A 17,517-nucleotide genomic window follows, 5' to 3' on the forward strand; every position below is an offset into this window, starting at 1 on the left:
TGGTTCCCGCCTGCGCGGGTATGAAACAAAGTTATCATGCCCACTATTTGATGAGAAGTGCTTTTTATCAAAATTTGTATATTTACTAAACTAAAAAACGTCAAATCCCGCCATTCAGCAATAACTGCCCCGTTATGGGCAATTTTAAAGAAGATGCTATGAGAAGAACATTTTTACTGATCACCATTGGGCTGTTGTTATCCAATCTCACATTTGGTCAATCCGTACGATATAAGCAGCTTGACAGCTTATTCAACACTCTTTTTGAGCAGAAAATGTTCAATGGAAATGTGCTGATTGCAGATAAAGGGAAAATCCTATTTGAAAAGAGTTATGGCTTTGCTAACGAGAAAACCGGGCAAAAAATCAATAACCAAACCATATTTGAGCTGGCATCTGTTTCCAAACAATTTACGGCCATGGGAATTGTTTTATTGGAAAAACGCGGAAAACTTAACTATGATGATAAAATTTCCAAATATGTCCCCGAATTGGGTTTCTACGGAAATATCAGCATCAGAAACTTACTTAATCATACTGGCGGGCTTCCTGACTATATGGAGATTTTTGAAGAAAAATGGGACAAAACAAAAATTGCTACCAATCAGGATATTGTAAATATCTTCGCTAAATACAGACCAAAAGTTATTTTTCAACCAGGCGAAAAATACGAGTACAGCGATACAGGTTACACTTTATTAGCTTTGATAATAGAAAGAGTATCAAAGACGACCTTTGGAAAATTTTTAAGTGAAAACATTTTTCAACCATTAAAAATGAAAAATACGTTTATCTACAGGAGCAGGTTTGAACCAAAGGAAATAAAGAATTATGCGCTTGGCTATGTTACAGATAGTTTAGGTCGCCAAGTGCTACCCGATAGTTTTGGAAAAAAATTTTATACTTATTATCTGGATGGAATTGTGGGCGACGGGACAGTAAATTCTACCACGGCGGATCTATTAAAATGGGACAGCGCACTTTATGGCGATCAGTTCATATCTTCAAAAGATAAAGAACTGATATTTAATGCTGTAAAAACAAAGGATGGAAAAGAAACTCATTATGGATTTGGGTGGTTTGTAGGGAATTCGAAAAAGTATGGCAAAATCGTGTATCATTCTGGTGGCTGGCCAGGATATTCCACGTATATAGAAAGGCATTTGGACAATGATAAAACGATCATCATCTTACAAAACCGTTCAGAAGCCAAAATAAATTCATTTTTGCAAAAAGTAAGAGCAATATTGTATAATTAAAGAGAATGTAAGCTTCTTAAAGGGAGCCCCGGATCGTTGATTTAGCTAAATTTTAGGCCGGCATTGGCTCAGGCGCTTTAGGCCCGGACGCCTGGCCCGAGCCTTCCAGAATCGAGCCCCGCCTACCCTTCTTTTCGAACCACAGCAATGATAAAAACACAAAAGCCTCACATTTCTGTGAGGCTTTTGTGATCTCGCTGGGATTTGCACCTAATGCAAAAATCATCGTTTGCAACATTTTAGAGTGGTTTTGAAATTCGAACTCCCCGAATGACGCACCTTTTATTTAATAGAAAATAGCTGCAAATGCTATGTCTAAATATACTTGTTTTATGTGAATTTCAAAAAAAATAGATCAATTTTAAATGGTAATTCTATTTTTGAAATACCTTTTTCTAAGGCAAAAAGCAAGGTTGACCAGTGCTATGAGGGCAGGGTATCATATTAGAAAAGTAGCCCCCTAAGGGATAATTTTGTCGAATCTCTAGAAAGCTGCCATTGGAATAGTTAGGAAGTACCCTATTTCTGATTAACAACGGTTTTGTTACATTTTATTCTCTTGCTTTTTTATATTTATCCGGAATTTAGCACCAATATATTTAGGTTGTTAAAATTGAAGGATGTGAAAATTAAGCAGATGCCCAATTGCTCTATAATCGGAGTTGTTTTACTGTACCTGATTATATCTTTGGGCAACATCTTTTTTTTATCCAACCTTTCGCTTTTGGAGTCCTCCCGCGGAATAAAATCAGCTGGGCAGTGCAACAGCGGCTTTTCTCCGTTTGGAAAGGATTCAAAAATTACCAGACAGTTTAAGTGCATTCTTGATGAACGGAAAAAAACCGTGCTTCCCGTTCTGGAGGCTATTATTATCAGGATCATTTTGCTTTTTGGACTTGGGCTTTTAGCCACAAACCTTAACAGGTATTTTCTTGAAATCAGATACAGGATTGCCGGATCAGTCCCAATTTATATTTCCAACCAGGTCTTTCGGATCTGAGATTTATCTCCATTTTTTTATTGACAAGTCCTTCATATGATGAGGTGACGACGGACGGTTAATTACCTGGTTTCCTGTCACTAAATCCGTCAAATCTTTTTCCTTAAATTTTAATTTAAAGACATGATCCGTATTAAACAGATTTTCTGTTTGTTCCCACTTTTATATATGGGGCTGGAAAGCCATGCCCAAACTTCCCCAAAACCCATCGGGATCGTCGATCTGATCGATCACGTGACCGCTTTTTCACCCTCACTGGCCGCTGATTCAGCAGCAGTTGACATACGTGCTGCTCAGTTAAGAGAGACCGCGGCGAATGCCCTTCCTAACCTGAAACTTAACTATCAGGCAGATCTGGGCTCCAACAATAATGTTGCAGGGCCCTATATGGCCTTTGGTATCGTTCCTTCCAATTCCAGGGGTGTTAGGACCGAAAGCACTACCAAAGCTGCACTTATTAATCTTGGCATTGTTTCCCTAGATTGGGAAGTTTATAACTTTGGTGCCTATAAGGCCCAGAATGCGGTAGCCAAGTCAGAACTCCTCGCTGAGCATTCCAGGTTTGTCCAGCGCCGCTACCAGACCAAAGCTATTGCCATTGATGATTACCTTAGCCTTTTGAAGCTTCAGGATATGTTATCTATTCAGCAGCAGAACATCAGGCGCAATGAGCAGATTAACCGTTCGATTCTTTCCCTTGCCAGAAGCGGTGTCCGTCCAGGCGTGGATACCAGCATCGCAGGTGCTGAACTTTCCAAATCAAGGCTGAACTATATCGAAATGGACAATACCTATAAACAGGTTCAGCTCGATATTGCAGCAATCAGCGGGCTAAGCCCACAAAGAATTGTCGCCGACAGTACGATCCTCGACCGGCTAAAATCGCTTGAAGTAAACCTATCTGTAAACCTGACCGACAGTTCAAACCATCCGCTGCTTGATTTTTACAAAAGTAATTACCTCAGCAGTATACAGAAGGAAAACCTGGTTAGAAAAGCCTATAATCCGAAGGTGAGCCTTCAAGCTGCGGCCTGGTCAAGGGGCTCGAGCATTGATGCCAATGACAACTTCAACAGTCTCTCTAGTGGACTGGAGTGGCAACGTGAAAATTACCTCGTGGGCGTGGGTATCAGCTATAACCTGTTTGACCTGCGTAGGCGCCAGTTGAAGCTCAGGACCCAAAAGGCCAGCAGTAATTTTTACTTAAAGGAACTGGAGCAGGAGCGGCTAATGTTATCAAATGCCGCCCTTCAGGCAAACTTAGAGATCGGTACCGCTCATAAAAGACTGGATGAAATACCCAATCAGTTAAAGGCAGCGGCTGCAGGATATCGCCAAAAGCTTTCTCTTTACAAGAACGGACTGACCGATATCATTGAGCTCAATGCAGCCCTGACCATACTTTACCGCGCAGAAACTGATTTTGTGAATGCTAAGTACCTGTATATCCGGGCGCTTTTTCAAAAGGCTATTGCCACCAATCAAGTAGATTCCCTGTTAAACGCATTAAAATAATAAAGATATGTCAATGGTTACCTCGGCCCTGAAAAAGCCGATTACAACAGTAGTGATCATAGCGAGTTTACTGCTCTTTGCAGTGCTCAGTGCGCTGAAGATCCCAATAGATATTTTTCCCCAGCTTAATTCTCCAACTATATATGTTATCGAATCCTACGGGGGCATGTCCCCCCAACAGATGGAGGGTTTTTTCTCTACCCGTCTGCAGGATCAATTCCTTTATGTTAATGGTGTCAAGAATATTACCGCCAAGAACATTCAGGGTTTGACGATGCTCAAGCTGAGTTTTTATGAAAGTACAAATATGGCCGAAGCCTCAGCCCAGGTCGCCCTTCAGGTCAACCGGGCTATGAAGTTCTTTCCACCCGGAGCACTACCTCCGCAAGTAGTCCGCTTTGATGCCTCCTCACTTCCCGTAGGCCAGCTTGTGCTCTCAGCCAAATCCAGGAGCCTGAAGGAAATCTATGATATGGCGGCAACGCGTATCCGGCCCATGTTTTCCTCGGTTGCCGGACTTTCGGCACCACCGCCGTTCGGGGCCAATTCACGCTCCATCACCATCAGCGTAGATCCAAGCAAGCTCAGGAGCTACAACCTGACCCCTGACGAGGTGGTAGGAGCTTTATCCAAGTTCAATGTGATGTCGCCTTCGGGAAACCTAAGGTTGGATAATACCATGATGGTGACCTCAATGAACTCGCTGGTTAAGACCGTGGATGAATTCAACAACATCCCCATAGCCACAAAAAACGGCATTTCGATATTGGTCAGGGATGTGGCAAGAGTTGCCGATGCAGCAGATGTTACAGTGGACTATGCACTGATCAACGGAAAACGGTCGGTTTATATACCTGTAGTAAAAACCGCAGACGCATCGACCTGGTCGGTGGTTAAATCCTTAAAGGCCAAAATCCCGGAAATGCAGAGCCTCTTGCCGGACGATGTCCACATCTCATATGAATTTGACCAGTCTGTAGCGGTTATCAACTCGGTGAAAAGCCTGATCACTGAAGGTGGTCTGGGTGCACTTCTGACCGGCCTCATGGTATTGCTGTTCCTGCGTGACCTGCGCAGCAGCCTGATCGTAGTAATCACCATCCCGGTATCGATTTTAATTGGCGTGCTTTTACTTGGCATGTTCGGTCAGACAATCAATATTATGACCCTCAGCGGTCTTGCGCTTGCGATCGGGATCCTGGTCGATCAGGCAACAGTGACGATAGAAAATATCCATCAGCACCTGGAAATGGGCAAGCCCAAACGTGAGGCCATCTACGATGCCTGTGAGGAAATTGCTTTCCCGCTGCTCCTTATCCTGCTGTGTATCCTTGCCGTTTTTGCGCCATCCTTTATGATGAATGGGATACCAAAGGCGATGTTCCTGCCGCTATCCCTTTCAATTGGCTTTACCATGATTGTCTCTTTCATCGTAGCCCAGACATTGGTCCCAATTCTATCCAACTGGATGATCAAGGAAGAACGTTACCAGCACTATGATCATGCCAAGATCCATGCCCATGCTGGGGAGGCACTTGGCTCGCGGGAGGCAGAACAGGTTGAAAAGCACCTGGAAAACGAAAAGGACGAGCCGGAGAAAAACGATTTCTTTGAACGGGTAAAGGTGAGATTTATGGCGATCATCCAGCGGTGGATGCCGATGAAAAAAGGCATTGTCGGAATTTATTTATTTTTGGTTATTGTCCTTGCTGGACTGGGCTTTGTTTTTATTGGAAAGGATATGATGCCAAAGCTCAATAACGGGCAGTTCCAGATCCGCATCAAAGCGCCTGATGGTACCAGGTTAGAACGTACCGAAGAGAAGTTTAAGCAGGTACTCTCCATTATCAATCAAACGGTGGATAACCATGTGGCGGTCAGTTCGGGATATGTGGGGCTTATCCCAAGCAGTTACGGAACCAGTAACTTGTATATATTCAATACCGGAACCCATGAAGCCGTGCTGCAGGTGAACCTCGATGAAGATTACAAGGTGAATATGGATGAGCTCAAAGATGCCCTGAGAAAGAATATAGCATATAAACTTCCTGATCTGCGCATTACTTTTGAGCCGATAGACATGACCGAGAAGATCATGAGCCAAGGTGCTGCCACGCCGATCGAGATCAGGGTGGCGGGAAAAGATATGGACCAGATCGAATCCTACTCTAATAAGGTGTTAGCAAAACTTAAAGAAATAGATTACCTCCGTGATATCCAGATTGCTCAGCCCCTGCATATCCCCGTGGTATCCATTACCCTTGACAGGCTAAAAGCAGCGCAGTTTGGGCTAAACGTCGTGGATATCGCTAGGTCTGTTACCGCAAGTACCTCTTCTAGCCGTTTTACTGAAAAGAACCAGTGGCTTGATGAAAAAACTGCCTATACCTATCAGGTACAGGTGCAGGTTCCCGAATATGTAATGAATACGATGGATGAGCTCAAGGAAATTCCTTTGGTCAAAGGGCAGAGCAGTCCGGTACTTGGCGATATTGCAACATTCAATACCAGTTATCATCCCGGAGAATATGACCGCTCAGGACCCAGACGCTTTCTGACCGTGAGTGCCAACATTAATAAAAAGGACCTTGGAACGGCGACGGCTGATGTAGAAAAGGCATTAAAGTCGGTAGGTACTCCTCCAAAGGGACTGACAGCGGAAGTGAAAGGTATGTCGAGCCTATTGACCGAGACACTATCTTCACTCCAGGGTGGACTTGCCTTTGCGATATTGGTGATATTCCTTCTGCTTGCAGCCAATTACCAATCTTTTAAGCTTTCGCTGACGGTGCTTTCGACCGTTCCGGCTGTAATTCTTGGGTCGCTTACCGCATTATTGCTTACAGGTTCTACGCTTAACCTGCAGAGTTATATGGGAATGATCATGTCCACCGGGGTATCAGTGGCAAATGCGATATTGATCGTGACAAACGCCGAAAAACTCAGGCTGGAATACAAGGATTCTACCCGGGCGGCAGTGGTGAGTGCGGGGATCCGTTTAAGACCGATCCTGATGACCAGTTTTGCGATGATCGCGGGGATGATCCCAATGGCCTCAGGGCTGGGCGAATCCGGGGAACAGACCGCACCGCTCGGAAGGGCCGTTATCGGGGGGCTATTCTTTTCTACCCTTGCAGCGCTCTTCATTCTTCCGCAGGTTTTCGCCTGGGTACAGAAGAAAAGCAGTCTGAAAGAACCCAACCTAATGCCTAGAAAAACAAGAATTTAAATAAGATAAACAACATGAAAACCAGATTCATTCCAATTATAATTTTGATTAGTACCCTGGCAGCTTGCAGCGGAAACCAGGAGCCCGTGGACATCAGTCCCGCAAAAAACGGCAAGGAAGCCAAATATGAAACCGCCAAGGTTGAAGAGCAGGCCCTTTCCAGTTATACCCGTATTCCGGGAATGCTCAAGCCTTTCAATCAGGTAAACATTTTTCCGAAAGCCAACGGGTTTGTGAAGGCCATATTGGTCGACTTAGGGTCGAAGGTGACCAAAGGCCAGCTGCTTATGACCCTGGAAGCGCCAGAACTCGAATCGCAATTACAATCTGCAAATTCCCGCTACCTGCAGGCACGTGAGACTGCATCAGCAAGCAGTGAGAAATACAGGCGGTTAAAAGAAGCCGCAAAGGAGGAAGGTTCGGTATCGCCTTTAGAACTTGACAATGCGCTTTCCAGGATGAGAGGCGATAAGGCCATTGCCGAGGCCGAACGGTCAAACGTTGCTTCTGTACGCACCATGCAGGATTACTTAAAAGTATATGCGCCTTTTGATGGGGTGATCGTGGACAGAAATGTTTCGCCGGGAGCACTGGTATCAGCAGGGAAATCTTCAGATCTGCCCATGCTGGTATTGCAGGACCTGACCCACATGAGGCTTGAGGTATCCATTCCAGAAGATTATGTGGACAAGGTGGACCTAAGCCAGATGGTCAAGTTCCGCTTCAATGCACTGCCGGGAGAACAGCACCAGGCAAAGATCAGCCGATCTGCAAATTCCCTTGGCAATATGCGCCAGGAAGTTGTGGAGGTTGACGTGGACAATAAAGACAACCGTTTAAAGGCCGGAATGTATGCAGAGGTTGAAATTCCGCTTAAATCCGGTGCCACCTCGCTTCTTGTGCCAAATTCGGCTATTGTCCGGTCTACAGAGCGGAAATATGTAGTGGAGGTGGAAAACGGTAAAGCCCTGCTCGTTGACATCAAGGAAGGGATGAAGGGAACGGACATGACCGAGATTTTCGGTGCAATCAAAGCAGGGGCAGAGATTGTCTCGCCTGCGAACGATGAGATCAAAAGCGGTCAAGCGCTTTAATACTTTGCCAGGCGGAGCGCAATCCGCCTGGCAAATCTTTTTATTAGTCAGATAAGAAAAAAGGAAAATATGAAAAATTTAGAATTCAACCATGAGTTTGAAATGGATGGTATGCACGTTTGTATAGATATACCGAAGAAAAAATGCAACCAGATCTACATTGAGGGAGAACTCCTTGGGACGGTTTGGGAATGCAGAAAACAGGGAGCTACGTCCTTCATCTCCAGGGATTTTAAACTTGCTCCATATCTGGAGCGCATAATAAACGAGTTGAACCTTTTTACCAGGGTTTCCTTATGAGTACTTCGGGCAAATGGACATCGAAGTTTTGTTTGATAGCGGTCTTTTTACTAGTGGCCGCAATGGTACAGGCGCAGGGTAACGCTGCCTTCTCTAAAATATCCATGGGTTTTGTCATGGGCTTTCCAACAGGAAAAACAGCCAAGGTGTATGTCAATGGTTACGGTGCTTCGGTTAAGGCGGAATATAATATTGCAAGCGCTATTAATCTTACTGGTTCTGCCGGTTATATGGTTTTTCGTTATAGGGATGATGTCAAAAAACGCCTTGATTATAACGGAGAGGAGACCCGTGCAAATGGTGTACTACCCATAAAACTGGGGGCTAAATATTATTTCGCAGGGATTTACTATGCCGCAATTGAGGTGGGCACTGCCAATACCCTAGGGGATAGGATCAGTTCATCCTTTTCCTACGGCCCGACCCTTGGCGTTTATCTGCCTTTTTCGAAAAGTTATGGAGCAGATCTTGGTCTGCGTTATGAAGGATGGAAAGGTAGCGGTGGGCAGGTTTCTTTTTTTGGCCTGCGTCTGGCTTTTGCAATAGGTAAAAACAGATGATCTGGAAACTTAATTCAATTTAAATTATTATGGTAAAAGTGAAAGAAAACAGGTGCATTGATGAGTCGGTCGGAAAAATTATTTTGAAAAACCCTTGGTTGGGCGGAGATATGGCATCTGCAGACCTGGAATCAAGGCAAAGATTTCTAAAAAGGCTTTTGGAATGCCTAAATGAACAAACGGGATTTTCTAAAAAGAAATGAATTACTATAAACACCGCAGATGAGAAAAAAGGTTGTATTGCTGGAAGATAATGAGAGTATCAGGGACATGCTGAAATTCCTGCTTGAAGATGAAAATTTTCAGGTCATGGAATATGCATCAATAGCGTCATTTATGGCCGCAGCTGCCAATAGCCCGACGGATCTTTTTTTATTGGATGTTATTGGGGGACGGAAACGGTTTAGAGCTATGCAATAAGTTGAAGTCAGACGAAAAAACTTGGCATATACCTGTTATCATGATGAGTGCCCATGAGGATATTTATATGATGAAGAAAATGTGTGCTGCCGATGATTTTGTTTCAAAGCCTTCAATATCTTTGAACTAATATTAAAAATCAGGAGCCTGCTTAAAGAAAGGGAATGATGAGCAGGCTATTACTATGCAATTGCTTTTATTAAATAGACGAGCAGGGCTATGCTTGAGACAAATATCAATACCGTCATTACTTTTATAAATAATGTTGAGTGATAGTAATGCCCACTATTCAGTTGTGCCTTCGTTTTTAAGTAACGGACAAAGGAGAATATGATGGTTAACGTCCCAAGCGCGACCAGTAATATGCCAATCCGTTGGGAATTACCAGTCTGGTGCACAGAAGCCTTTGTACCTAGTGCAAGTGCAATCTGTCTGATAAAAAGTGAAAACTTAACCACTACAAAACCAAAGCCCATTACGGCAATACTTGTCCTGATCCAGGCCAGGAAAGTTCGCTCATTGGCCAGATGGTCTCCAGGCGTACCCGCGTTATGTATATCCTTCATTATTTTGTGTTTGTAACTGAACACCCATTTATCAAAAATGGTTTTCTTTCTATGGTTTAATAACCCACATCGACCTCTTGATTTGCCTTTCCATTATCCTGATTAGATCAACGTTAAGCTGATTTATGTTGGTCTGAGAAAATGCTCAGTAATTGTGTCCAAGCATTTTAGATACACTTTCGATAGTTACACCGTTCAATAAAGTTTCCGTAGTCCCAAAAGTCCGTTTGGCTATCTTGTTGCCCAATGTTTTATTTACCCCTGAAAGTGCCGCAATTTCAACCAAGTATTCGTTCATTTTCTGATTGCTAGAGATTGGTAACGCCCTGTTGTTATGGAGGCAATAAGGGTGATCTTTATATTTATCAAGGATACTGGCCGCTATTGGAAGCAAGGGTATTGCTACTCGTGTATCTGTTTTTTCGGTAGGTAAATATCCACCTTTCACCATCAACCCCAATACTTAAGTCGGCTAGTTTAAGTTTTTGAACATCCGCATAGGAAAGTCTGGTATAGCAACTGAAAAGAAAAAAGTCCCGTACCTGCGATAACCTGTCAGTAGTAAACTGTTTTTGGGTAATCTTCTGCAATTCGTCAGCGGTTAAAAACTCCCTGTGAACAGGCTTGGATTTTAGCATATGGCCAAAGAAGGGGTCGGTACTGATCCATTTATATTTCCGGCAGATGCTTACGATCTTTTTGAGATTTTTAATATGCTTGTTTGCGGTATTGGTATCGTTTTCCTTCACCGTATGCAGGTAGAAGTCAAAACCATCAATAAACTCGTGAAAAATAGCTTTGCAGTTTCATTCATACAAGATGTTTATCTATTAAACTAGTTGAATATCAATTTTTTAACACGAATTAGGGGAGTTTGATATTATAAGAACGACGCTCCGAATTACGCAAATTTTATATGCGATTTCGTGCATATTTTGGTATAACCCCTAAAAGCAAAACCCTGCAATCATTTGATTTGCAGGGTTTTATTTCTCTTTGATATTGTTTCTTGTGATCCCGCTGGGATTCGAACCCAGGACCACTACATTAAAAGTGTAATGCTCTACCAGCTGAGCTACGGAATCATTTTGTCCCTTTCGAGGCTGCGAAGTTAGGAATTAAATTCAATCTTGCAAAAGGTAAATGCAAAATATTTAATAGAAAGTTAACATGAACATCATAAAATGAGGTTAAATATTTAGAAATCATTTGATTAAACATCAACAAAAAAAATCAATCTATTTCATTTTTAGAAGGTGGTTTAACCAGAAATCAATAAAATTATTTAAGAAAAATATTTTCTTAGCCTAAACACCATAATTACCTATAAAACCAGCTTAAAGTTAGGCCATCCCCCCCTATTCATTATTATATATTTTTTATAAATTTGTAGTGGTCGGCAACATTCCTATGGGTGTAAATAAAATATGGGATTTTTTTATTTTCGTACTTATTTTCACTTTTAAATACAAACCCGCTTTTTTCTAATGAATATTGAAAATATTTATGGCGAAGATAAATGGGCTGCGCTTGGTGGTTTTTCTCCACTTATTTCAGTCTTTCGGTCTTACCATGCGCTTACTCCAGAAATGGAAGATATCATTAACCGCGACACATTCCCAGTTCGTTTTGCTAAAAACAAACATATTGCATCGCCATTAAAACGCAATCGTTACATTTTTCTGATTTTAGAAGGCGCCGTACATGGCTACCTTAAAATGGGAAATAAAAAAATTACCACCTGGATTGCTGCAGAAAATGAATTGGCCGGAACCATCAGGAATTTATGGGAGAATGAAAGCTCTGATGAATATGTTGAAACGATAGATCCTGTATTTGCAATTGCCATTCCACATGAAATGACGAAACAGCTTTACAATAATTTCCAAATAGCCAACTATATCGGCAGAAAAATGACCGAAAGTTATTTTCAGGGGGCATCTGAAAGGGCCTTTATCTGCAGGCTTCCTACCGCATTAAAACGTTACCAAAGGTTTTTGGTCACCTATCCGCACCTGATTAACCGTGTGCCATTGAAGTATGTAGCTTCGTTTGTAGGTATGAGATTAGAAACATTAAGCAGAATCAGGAACAAATCTTAACTGGATGAGCCGGAAAAAATTTAAACTGCCATTCTAAACGCAGTGAAGAATCTATCAATTGAAAGATCCTTGGTACCTAACATTGGGAGAATCCACTTACAAAATCTACTAGTCCGCGGGATATTACCTGATAAACTTATCTGTCAATCATATTGATTTTTTTGCAATAAAGTTTTCCTCAGGATAACTTCCAAAAAAAGCCATTACGCTTTCATTTTACGTAATGGCTTTTATTATCCTGAAAAGACGAGATACTATTTACTTTTCAACTCATTTAAAATCGGCTTAGCTAAGCTATTTAATGTATTTTGCTTTGGTTTAAGCATTTCAAAAACTGCAATTTCATTCTTTCCTTTTTTCAGCCACTCTGCCGGCAGATATATGGTTTGCTGTGGCCCAATACCCCAGTATTTACCTAAATTATGTCCGTTAACCCAAACCAGTCCCTTGCCCCATTGGCGCATATCTAAATACGTATCGGCAACCTTTGTTAAATTAAACGAACCCGATTTAAGTACCGCTGCAGATTGGCTGTTTACTTTAGCCGGTAGTTTTTGGGTATCTATTTTATCAAATGGTAACGGGTACATTTTCCACGATTTAATTTCCTGACCATTAAAAGTTACATTTTTGGTAATCCCCTTGTTGTTTTTAAGCAGATAAGGGCCAAAGTTGATCCTCCCCAGGTTTTCTACCAAAATATCCAGTTGTACATTGCCTGCAGGCAGATTAACTGCTAAACTATCCTGATCAAGTCTTCTGTCTAAAACACCAACGAGTTTTTTATTGATATATACCAATCCGTAATCGCGGAGTTCGTTGATTTTAATTACACCTTTACGTCCGCCTTTTATGGTACTGCTGTACAACACAAAACCATAAGGCTGGTTAAGGGCTTCGAAAGTTAACGGATGTTCGCTTAATTTTGGCTTTCCGATCAGGCTAAAGATGTTTGTAGATTTGGTTAAGGTTATGGCAGGCAATGCTGCTGAAGGCTTAGCAACAGGTACATCAGGAAGAACCTGGCTGGCAGGCAAATTCTTTTTAATCGCCTCGCGGAAAAGCATAAACTTCGGTGTGGCATTACCTGCCTCATCTAAAGGTGCATCGTAATCATAACTGCTCGTCTGTGGTTCGTAAGCAGTAGAATCGTTATAGTTTGCACCATTCATAAAACCCCGGGTGGTACCGCCGTGAAACATATACATGTTGATGGAAATGCCTCCTTTAAGTGCAGTATCTAGTTTATTGGCATATGTTTTTGGATCTACCTCATGATGTTTCGTTCCCCACCAATCGAACCAGGCCGGATACCATTCTGGCACAAAGTAAGGACCTTTACCATTGTTATATTTGTTGATCAGTGCTTTGATCTGAGTTGGATTATCAATTCCGTTAACGCCTGGAAGCAAACCTGCCAGGTGTCCACCTTCTAACGCGGGAACCGGATCGCAGGTAGAAAGTACACCATCAAACCCGGCATCTTTAAACAGCTGTTCATTAATTTTCAGGTATTCTTTGTCATTTCCATAAGAACCATATTCATTTTCTACCTGCACCATTAAAATGTTGCCACCATGGTTGATCTGCAATGGAGCTAAACGTTTACCAATCTCTGTAATATATTCCTTATACTCTTTTAAATATTGTGCTTCTTTACTTCTTACCTGTAAACCTTTAATGTTCTGCAACCAAAACGGATAACCGCCAAATTCCCATTCTGCACATACATACGGACTAGGGCGAAGCAATACCCACAAACCTTCTTCTTTTGCAATACGAACAAATTCGGCAATGTCATTATTACCAGAAAAATCGAACTGATCTTTCTGCGGCTCGTGCACATTCCAAAACACATAGGTACCAATGGTATTTAAGCCCATCGCTTTAGCCATTTTCATTCTATCGCGCCAGGCCGCTCTCGGTATGCGGGGATAATGCATTTCTCCGGAAATGATCTGAAAGGGTTTGTTATCGAGCAGAAAAACAGCGTCTGCCAGTTTAAAAGTATGCTTAACTTGTGCAAATGCACCAAAGCTGGCAAAACAAGTAATTAAAATTACTTTAATCCATACGTGTTTTAAGGTAGGTTTCATTAAAAGAGGTATTATTATTTAAAAATCAAAAGCATAGTTTTTCCATATCATCTTACCAAATGCTTTACAGCACAAATTAAATGTTATGAACTTAAAAAATGAGGAACGTGATCATTTCAAATTAATCCGTTAATTACTGATGACAGTGGTAACAGATTTAGCAGGAATACGTACATGTTTGGTATCCCGATATTGTTTGTAGGGCGATAAACTATATTGATCTGATGTAACGTAGGTTTGTATAAAACTTTGATTATTTCCCTTTACCTGCATGTTGAGATCAAGATCGTTTTCGGTAGGATTAACCACTACGGTTACGATTTTTCTATTTTGCTGAAAGGATGATACATCAACCTGAGGTACATCTGTACCCAGGGTTTTAACCTGAAGCCGCTTACTGCCAGGGTTAACAAAACGGCTATAGTTACCCAGGGCCCACAACAGTTTACTATCATAAACCTGTCCATCTGTTTTATTTTTGTCGATATACACCAAACCGTCCTTATAATCACCTGCTGATACGGCCAGCCACCACTGCCAAGAGGTAGCGTTGGATATCACCAGATCATGATGGATCAACCTGGCAATAAAAAGGGCAGTTACCATGCCCAGATCGCGTTTTTCGCCTTTAAGCACTTCATCACCCAGCACACAATATTCAGACATCCAGTATCTTAAACCTCTTATTTGCGCTACGGCTTCAGCTGTTTTTTTACGGACCGAAATAAATTTTTCTACCGGACTGGTGGTAAAATAACTATGGCCGGAAATAGATTGGTCTATATTAGAAAGGTTGCCGACATAATTGGGCGATGACGAATTAAAGAACTGTTGTACCTGGTTTCCCTTAGTAGGGTTTCCTTTATCGTATAAATAATCGAGCTGACCAGCCTCTCCTATCTGTATTTTGGTTTTTAGCCGGTTTTTAACCAAAGCTTCATTCACACCTTTATAAAGTTGAGCAAGTTCGGTATTGTTGTACGGACAGCCTTCCTGATTGTGCTCATTCCATTTCCACTGTGGCTCGTTTGCCGGGCTAAGGTAATTTAATTCTATTCCGGTTGTTTTTTTTATTCCTTTAATGGTATTAGCCAGATCATCGGCAAATTGAGGAAGTTTATCAAAATTCAGGTTACAATTGCCATCTGTAGAATAGGCTTTTCCGTTTTTGGTAAATAGTACATGCGGACTATTTACGAAACCGATAAACTGTTTTACACCACGGTTTTGGGCTGCTTTTAAAAACCAGGTTTGTCCGGGCATGGCGTTCCAGTCATAAGTGCCATCTGGCTGCAAAAAAGCGTATTGACGACGCCATTCGTCGCCAATATCGCTTGCCTTACCTTGGGCGGCACTACCGCCACCAATGCTAAAACGCCACATGTTAAGCCCAATGCCCAAGGGTTGCCCCGTTTTTGTAGTTTGGGTACTAAACAGTAAATCGGCCATCCTATCCCTTTTTTCTGCCGGCCAAAGGCCAGCAAACTGACAAGTCCAGGCATCAGAAGCACCAAAGCCTTCTATGGTCTGGAATGTGATGGCAGGATCTATTTCTACTTTTAAAACAGTTTCCTGTGCAAGCGTTGTTCCTGCAGATAAAAACAATGCCAGACAGATAAAAAAACGGTTGAGATGTGGGAATGACTTTAACATGCAAACAATTATTTCTATTGATTAATAACCAGGGTTTTGCTGCAATTTACCACCTGATGCTAAAATTTCGGCTCTAGGTATAGGTAACCAGTAATGTTTGGTTTCAAACTTACGTCCGTCTAAAGCCACTTTAGGCGTATAAGTAAAACCTGTAGCTGTCTTCGTAATAATCATTCCGCCAGCAGGTTTGTTTTCGGTTACGTCTGCAATTTTCCATCTTCTCACATCATAATAACGATGTTCCTCAAAAGCAAGTTCTACCCGACGTTCATAGCGAACGGCATCGCGCATTTGTGTCTGCGTAAGACCTACAGCCAATTCTGGCATATTAACACCCGGCCTTGCCCTTACCATATTGATGGCTTGTCTGGCCGACATTGTAGATCCGGCTGGAACAGCGTCAGGTCCGTAAGCTTCGTTAGCCGCTTCAGCATAGTTAAGCAAAATTTCTGCATATCTAAAATAAATCCATGGCTGGAAACCTGCGTTGCCCCAAGGGTTTTGCAATGGATAGGCATCATTCATATATTTTTTAAGGTAATAGCCGGTTTTACTGGTATTCCAGTTATCATTTCCATCTTTACTGTCTTTTCCTCCCGGAACAAAAGTTTCAATATTACGCTCGCGGTATGCTGCGCCATTATATAAAATGGTTGCTGCAAAACGTGGATCACGACCTTTGTAAGGCTCATTGCTATCATAACCAGAAGTAGGATCGGTAATCGGTTTACCATTGGCCATTTCATAATCATCAACCAGGTTCTGCATTGGTAAATTGCCTCCCCAGCCGCCATAACCGTTTGGTCCGTTGGCAATTTCTAAATGAGTATGGTTGGCATTTTTGGTAAACAACCTTGCAAAAATAACTTCATTGCTTTGGTCAGTTAAAAACAAGTTTGCGTATCCACCGGTATAAATTCCATATTTATTCAAAGAAATAACGTCCTGAGCTGCCGAAACAGCTGCCTGCCAGGTCCCTGCATTATATAACGGACTTGCAGCATACAACAATAAACGAGATTTAAGTGCAAGTGCTGCGCCTTTAGTGGCCCTGCCAGCTAACCAGCTGCCACTATTATCCAAAGGTAAATCTGCAGCAGCCTGATCTAGCTGAGCAGCTACATAATCTATAGATTCTTTAATCGAAGCACGCTGAAACAATGCCGGATCTTGTAGATTGTCCGAAAGTTCGGTGATCTTATCGCCCATTAAAACGATACCGCCATAGTTTCTGATTAAATCCTGATAACGAAAAGCCCTGATAAATTTAATTTCGGCTACCAATTGTTTTTTATGTGTTGCACTCATTGCAATTTTGGACAGTACTGATAGTGCATAATTACATTCTCTAATACCGCGATAACTCCTACCCCAATATACACCAGCACTTCCTAAATTTTCAGGTGCCAACTGTCCTCTCTGGATCAACCAGGTTGCATCATCATTATTATAAACAGATTCGTCGGTAAAAGAACTCCACATACTATATTCAAAACCTCTGCCGAAACCTGGCACAGATCCGTCACCTTCTTTATCCTGCAAACGTGTACCCAGGTATCGGTTGGTTATATAAGCCTCTAATGCTGTTGTATCACTTTCAATGGTAGCAGGCAAAAGAATATCGGTTGGTTCTACGTTTAAAATTTCTTTTTTACAGCCCACCATAGTCCCTGAGATAAGGGACAGGCCTAAAAGTGTTATATATATTGATTTGTTTTTCATG

At 42.0% G+C, this 17,517-nt stretch carries 14 protein-coding genes and 1 tRNA gene; 8 read left to right on the forward strand and 7 right to left on the reverse strand.

Annotated elements, in window-relative coordinates; all coding sequences use genetic code 11:
* The first annotated feature begins 158 nt into the window (after positions 1 to 158).
* The 7 genes from BLR60_RS13730 to BLR60_RS24680 all read left to right on the forward strand — a co-directional run bounded on the left by BLR60_RS13730 (position 159) and on the right by BLR60_RS24680 (position 9,377).
* Positions 159 to 1,259: a serine hydrolase domain-containing protein gene (locus BLR60_RS13730; RefSeq protein ID WP_090500989.1), complete on the forward strand. Its 1,101-nt coding sequence runs from the start codon at positions 159 to 161 to the stop codon at positions 1,257 to 1,259.
* 1,123 nt (positions 1,260 to 2,382) lie between these two features.
* Complete coding sequence (locus BLR60_RS13745; RefSeq protein ID WP_090500789.1) at positions 2,383 to 3,774, forward strand: TolC family protein; 1,392 nt, start codon at positions 2,383 to 2,385, stop codon at positions 3,772 to 3,774.
* 7 nt (positions 3,775 to 3,781) lie between these two features.
* Positions 3,782 to 7,003 carry an efflux RND transporter permease subunit gene (locus tag BLR60_RS13750; protein ID WP_090500792.1) on the forward strand — a complete coding sequence of 1,074 codons (3,222 nt, stop codon included), beginning with the start codon at positions 3,782 to 3,784 and terminating at the stop codon, positions 7,001 to 7,003.
* A 14-nt stretch (positions 7,004 to 7,017) separates the two neighbouring features.
* The gene (locus BLR60_RS13755; RefSeq protein ID WP_090500794.1) at positions 7,018 to 8,097 is read left to right on the forward strand and encodes an efflux RND transporter periplasmic adaptor subunit; all 1,080 of its coding nucleotides are present in this window, start codon (positions 7,018 to 7,020) and stop codon (positions 8,095 to 8,097) included.
* A gap of 69 nt (positions 8,098 to 8,166) precedes the next feature.
* Complete coding sequence (locus tag BLR60_RS13760) at positions 8,167 to 8,397, forward strand: hypothetical protein (RefSeq protein WP_090500796.1); 231 nt, start codon at positions 8,167 to 8,169, stop codon at positions 8,395 to 8,397.
* On the forward strand, positions 8,394 to 8,957 hold the full coding sequence (locus BLR60_RS13765; protein ID WP_143009085.1) for a hypothetical protein: 564 nt from the start codon (positions 8,394 to 8,396) through the stop codon (positions 8,955 to 8,957). The genes BLR60_RS13760 and BLR60_RS13765 overlap by 4 nt, the downstream gene beginning before the upstream one ends.
* Before the next feature lie 222 nt (positions 8,958 to 9,179).
* A complete protein-coding gene (locus tag BLR60_RS24680; RefSeq protein WP_143009086.1) occupies positions 9,180 to 9,377 on the forward strand; it encodes a response regulator transcription factor in 198 nt (65 codons plus the stop codon).
* A 182-nt stretch (positions 9,378 to 9,559) separates the two neighbouring features.
* On the opposite strand, the gene BLR60_RS13775 is transcribed toward BLR60_RS24680, so the two are convergent.
* From BLR60_RS13775 to BLR60_RS13790, 4 genes are all read right to left on the reverse strand, one after another.
* A complete protein-coding gene (locus BLR60_RS13775; protein WP_090500802.1) occupies positions 9,560 to 9,943 on the reverse strand; it encodes a YidH family protein in 384 nt (127 codons plus the stop codon).
* 145 nt (positions 9,944 to 10,088) lie between these two features.
* Positions 10,089 to 10,241 carry a site-specific integrase gene (locus BLR60_RS24860; RefSeq protein ID WP_167354738.1) on the reverse strand — a complete coding sequence of 51 codons (153 nt, stop codon included), beginning with the start codon at positions 10,239 to 10,241 and terminating at the stop codon, positions 10,089 to 10,091.
* Positions 10,242 to 10,308: 67 nt separating this feature from the next.
* On the reverse strand, positions 10,309 to 10,581 hold the full coding sequence (locus tag BLR60_RS13780; protein ID WP_090500805.1) for a site-specific integrase: 273 nt from the start codon (positions 10,579 to 10,581) through the stop codon (positions 10,309 to 10,311).
* A 374-nt stretch (positions 10,582 to 10,955) separates the two neighbouring features.
* Positions 10,956 to 11,028: transfer RNA gene (locus BLR60_RS13790), tRNA-Lys, on the reverse strand.
* Between the two features lie 402 nt (positions 11,029 to 11,430).
* Here BLR60_RS13790 and BLR60_RS13795 point away from each other — a divergent pair.
* The gene (locus BLR60_RS13795; RefSeq protein WP_090500809.1) at positions 11,431 to 12,045 is read left to right on the forward strand and encodes a Crp/Fnr family transcriptional regulator; all 615 of its coding nucleotides are present in this window, start codon (positions 11,431 to 11,433) and stop codon (positions 12,043 to 12,045) included.
* Between the two features lie 254 nt (positions 12,046 to 12,299).
* On the opposite strand, the gene BLR60_RS13800 is transcribed toward BLR60_RS13795, so the two are convergent.
* The 3 genes from BLR60_RS13800 to BLR60_RS13810 all read right to left on the reverse strand — a co-directional run bounded on the left by BLR60_RS13800 (position 12,300) and on the right by BLR60_RS13810 (position 17,516).
* Positions 12,300 to 14,141 carry a glycoside hydrolase family 35 protein gene (locus tag BLR60_RS13800; RefSeq protein WP_090500810.1) on the reverse strand — a complete coding sequence of 614 codons (1,842 nt, stop codon included), beginning with the start codon at positions 14,139 to 14,141 and terminating at the stop codon, positions 12,300 to 12,302.
* 129 nt (positions 14,142 to 14,270) lie between these two features.
* A complete protein-coding gene (locus BLR60_RS13805; protein WP_090500812.1) occupies positions 14,271 to 15,794 on the reverse strand; it encodes a glycoside hydrolase in 1,524 nt (507 codons plus the stop codon).
* Between the two features lie 21 nt (positions 15,795 to 15,815).
* Positions 15,816 to 17,516 carry a RagB/SusD family nutrient uptake outer membrane protein gene (locus BLR60_RS13810; protein WP_090500814.1) on the reverse strand — a complete coding sequence of 567 codons (1,701 nt, stop codon included), beginning with the start codon at positions 17,514 to 17,516 and terminating at the stop codon, positions 15,816 to 15,818.
* Position 17,517 lies beyond the last annotated feature (1 nt).

It is taken from the genome of Pedobacter terrae, from assembly GCF_900100705.1.
GTDB classification, from domain to species: Bacteria; Bacteroidota; Bacteroidia; order Sphingobacteriales; family Sphingobacteriaceae; genus Pedobacter; species Pedobacter terrae.